The organism is Pseudomonas sp. P4_C8 (genome assembly GCF_056401975.1).
This window is the reverse complement of sequence record NZ_JBFUIH010000096.1, coordinates 1-3,991: the sequence shown is the minus strand read 5'-3', so window position 1 is coordinate 3,991 and position 3,991 is coordinate 1. Positions and strand designations below refer to the sequence as shown.

4 protein-coding genes are annotated in these 3,991 nt (G+C 55.1%); 2 read left to right on the top strand and 2 right to left on the bottom strand.

Translation table 11 applies throughout. The features are described 5' to 3' along the window. On the top strand, nt 1-357 hold a 357-nt coding region (locus AC1DWM_RS29945; protein ID WP_477796860.1), incomplete at its 5' end, for a DUF6124 family protein. A 240-nt stretch (nt 358-597) separates the two neighbouring features. Here AC1DWM_RS29945 and AC1DWM_RS29940 read toward each other — a convergent pair. Together AC1DWM_RS29940 and AC1DWM_RS29935 are read right to left on the bottom strand one after the other, a co-directional pair. Then, nucleotides 598-1,254 carry a DUF2931 family protein gene (locus AC1DWM_RS29940; protein ID WP_223516651.1) on the bottom strand — a complete coding sequence of 219 codons (657 nt, stop codon included), beginning with the start codon at nt 1,252-1,254 and terminating at the stop codon, nt 598-600. Nucleotides 1,255-1,265: 11 nt separating this feature from the next. Continuing rightward, nucleotides 1,266-3,119: a PAAR domain-containing protein gene (locus AC1DWM_RS29935; RefSeq protein WP_477796859.1), complete on the bottom strand. Its 1,854-nt coding sequence runs from the start codon at nt 3,117-3,119 to the stop codon at nt 1,266-1,268. A gap of 602 nt (nt 3,120-3,721) precedes the next feature. Between AC1DWM_RS29935 and AC1DWM_RS29930 the strand changes: the two genes are divergently transcribed. After that, on the top strand, nt 3,722-3,991 hold a 270-nt coding region (locus AC1DWM_RS29930; protein WP_477796858.1), incomplete at its 3' end, for a DUF6124 family protein.

Below are 3,991 nucleotides of genomic sequence, written 5' to 3'. Positions count from 1 at the left end.
CCTCCGGAAACCGACGACGTTTCCCCCTACGAATCCGTCGATTCCAAAAAATTCCACGACGCCGCCGAACGCGCGCTGAATCACTACCTCAATCCCTCAGCGCTCAAATCCCCCGTGGCCCGCAAGCCAAGCACGATGTTCATGCTTGCACCCGATCTCAGAGACGAAGACCTCTTGGCCCACACCTGTGAATCGCTGGCCCAGGCCAGTGTGATGGCCAGCGATTTTGCCGGCTATCTGGAAGGCCCGCACCGCAACACCGCCATGGCAATCCAACAAATCGTCATGCTCGCCGAACTGGCGGCGAACCGAATGCTCGATAACCTCGAACTACCCAAACCCACGCCACACCGCTAATCCCCCGGCAAAAACCAATCCCCCTGTAGGAGTGAGCCTGCTCGCGATGGCGGTTGGACATTCAAAATTGATGTCGACTGACACACCCCTATCGCGAGCAGGCTCACTCCCACAGTTTTGGAGGGTGTACCAGATCGGAATCGGCTCCCGCATTAAGCATCGGGTTGTTTGGCCAGGAGCTTGACTCCCTGCGCTAGATAGAAAAAAGCCCGCCAGTTGGCGGGCTGAATTTATGGTTATTCACCAGCTTCCGTAGGGGATACCGTATTTTTCGACATAGCGTTTGGAGGCTTCTGTCTGGGGGTAGTAACGTCCGCCAGACTTGCCAAGATACGGCCCAAGCGGCGCTATTTCAGCTTGGCCACGTGCGACCTTTACTGGGCGTAGACACTCATCCTCCGCCCATACCTGCACAACGCCGCCCGGTGCAAGTCCAAGTCGTACAGCGGCGCTCCTCGGGAACGCTGACATCTCGGGAATACTTGGACATTCCTTGGTCAGGGCGTCGCGCATAACCTGCCGAGCACTTTCCGGTATCTCAATCCAACCTTGATAGGTTTGCGGCTCGACCGCCGATTGCCAGCGAACATAAATGCGCACTGGTAGTTTGGCACCCCGAACGGCTATATCGCCTCCCCCACTCACCCCGACCCATTCTCGAGCGACATCTGCACCTTTTTTTTCTCCACCGGCAGCGCCACCACTGCTAATCCGACGGTACAAGACACCATCGACATCAATAGCTGCACTGTCCTCAACCCAGACTTCCATAAAGTAAGGATGGGCAATACCTATCGCCCATGGGCCGGCGTCCATGTCTGAACGCCCTGTGGAAAGGCCTGAAGCTTGACAACCGCTCACCAGCAACGCCCCCAGCAGGATCCATAGTATTGGCATATTCGTGACTCCTAGTCGGGTACATGGGGATGTTGTACTCGGATTCCATCCGTGGTTGGGGCATTAAAGTACAGCAACCCCGCACTGGTTCGAGGTGTTGAGCCCTGAAGGATTGTCGGTGGGTTCCAGTTGGCCGAGGTATGAATGTACTTCAACTTCAACAATCGCTCTTCGGTGGGCGTCGTACTGTAGTCGCCCGCGACAAAACGGTCACAAAGGGCTTGAAGCTCGATCGGTACTGCATAGCTCGGATCGGCATCGTCCAGATAAATGAACTTTACCCCCTTAAGTTTGGCCTGCTCATACATCACCCGCAGGTAAACCCGCGACAACTCACCTCGTACAGGTCGTTTGAGCTGCAATGCCGCATAGACCTGCTTGTCAGGATTAAAGCTATTTTGCTGAGACGAAGGTAAGCCCCGAACATAGGGGGTCACGACCTCCAACATTTGGGACGGCCAGCCTTTGGCTTCCCACTGGGCCTTCACCTGTTGCGCGTCGCGGTAGATTGAGGTGTATTTCACATCCATCGTACCGGGGACATCCAGCACCTGCATGGGACTGATCAGCAGGTTCTCTTCGGACTCAGGGAAGTAGCCGCCGCCAAGGTCCGAATGGACACCGGGCAATGTGATTTCCAAGTGATCGGGTTTGACCCGGCTCAAGGCGAAGTTGGCGCGGGTTTCGTCCCGGGCTGCCAATTGGACAACATTGGGAAACAAGCTGCGAGGCAAATACAGTTTGAGACCCGGTTGTGTTTGGCTGCGGACATAACCCAGATTAGCCAGGCCGCCTACTGACGGTACGGTATCAAACAAGCCGATAAAACCCATTTGGACATCGTGCTGGTACTCCCCCCTGAACGACTGATGGAAAGCTCCGCGAAGCATCTTGATGGTCTGTCCCAAAGGGCCATTCGAGCCTAACGCCACCTCATTGGCAAAGTGGCGTGCAGCGGCTGCGCCTCGGCTGAACCCAAAGGTGTCGAAGGTCAGGTTGATGATTTTAGAGCCAAGGTTGGCTTGGGAAAAACGGAGGACGTTCTTCGCAATATCACGAAAAACGTCGTCTACTTTACCGTTCACACCTGATGCGCCACGCCCCATGCCGGCACCCAGCAAGCTATCTGCCAGACCCGATGAAGTGCCTATTCCCTCAACGTAAATCCTTTGAAAAAGTTGGTGTTTATCGCCTGAGCCCTGAATTTCATCGGAGAAAAAATACAATTCCCAGAGTTTTCTGATATTTGACGCATCATTCGCATAACTGCTGTCCGGATCAGACATATACGGCTTACAGCTGGCGTCCAGATCCTCAGGTTTAATGGCGTGGGTTGCGCCACACAACTGTCCCATCAGGCTGTTATTCGCATTGTTTAATGTCCCATCGAAGAACACACCGATGCGCAAGGTGATACCCACCGGTTTCTCTTCATACAGCTCCTCTTCCTCTTCTTCCTCCTCTAAAACCAAGTCGTCAGCAGCAACGGTCGGCGCAGGCGAGGGGGTAGGTGCAATGACCGGGGGCTGGTAACTTGCAGGCGCAACCAAATGCGCAGGCATCGGATTGACCGGGGAAACCGGCGCAGGCGTGAAGCTGTTGCCGATGATGATGCTCGATGACCCGCCCGTGATGGTATCGCCATGCGTACCTTGCGAGCCGGTGACCAGCGCGGCCTGGCCATTGATTTGCACCGAGGACATGGCGGCCAGGGTCAAGACACTGCCGCAGGTGGTGCAGTCAGTTACCCGGGCAGCGGGCAGACCATCAAAAAATACATTGGGTGACCCGGATTCGATGGCTGTTCCACCGCAGCGGGGACAGCTCACGGAATCGGTCTTGCGCGCAGCAGGCTTGCCGGACATTTTTGACTTCCATATCAGTGTTCAGAGGCAGCACCATGCTGACGCTCTTTATAGAAAACAATCAGACGTTTTCCAAAGTAATCAACCAAGCACTTGGCTCGTGTCCAAGTGTTGGAGCATATAAGACTGCAAAATTGTCCGGTACACAAAAAAACATCCGAAAAAACACTTATCCCTCTCCCGCCGACGGGCTTCGTGTCCCAGCGTCCGGGCATCAGCTACCGCATGGTTTGCGCCTCGTGAGCCCGGAATCCAAGAGACGTTCGGCTGGCAAATTGATTTCACTGTCCTACAGACGCGCTGATTTTGGGGAAGGATTCCGACGAGTTCTGTCGGTTGTTGGGTCAGACGGGAAATGGGTAGGCTTTGTGGGTCGCTGGCATTTCAGCGATCGGGTCTGGAAAACCCGAAGATAGGATCACAGCACATGACATAATGCGGCGTTTTTTCAGCTCCGCGATTTAAGTTATGGCGGCTGTACGTGGGAGACCTTCGGGTCTGCCGGGTTTGATCCTTCTCGGTTTTTCCAGTCCGCGTACAGCTGCCACCCTCCGTCTGGAAAACGGAAAGTGGCGGCTCCTCGACTCTAAGGATCTTTGCCAATGATTAAAGAAACTCCGAATCCTCCGGAAACCGACGACGTTTCCCCCTACGAATCCGTCGATTCCAAAAAATTCCACGACGCCGCCGAACGCGCGCTGAATCACTACCTCAATCCCTCAGCGCTCAAATCCCCCGTGGCCCGCAAGCCAAGCACGATGTTCATGCTTGCACCCGATCTCAGAGACGAAGACCTCTTGGCCCACACCTGTGAATCGCTGGCCCAGGCCAGTGTGATGGCCAGCGATTTTGCCGGCTATCTGGAAGGCCCG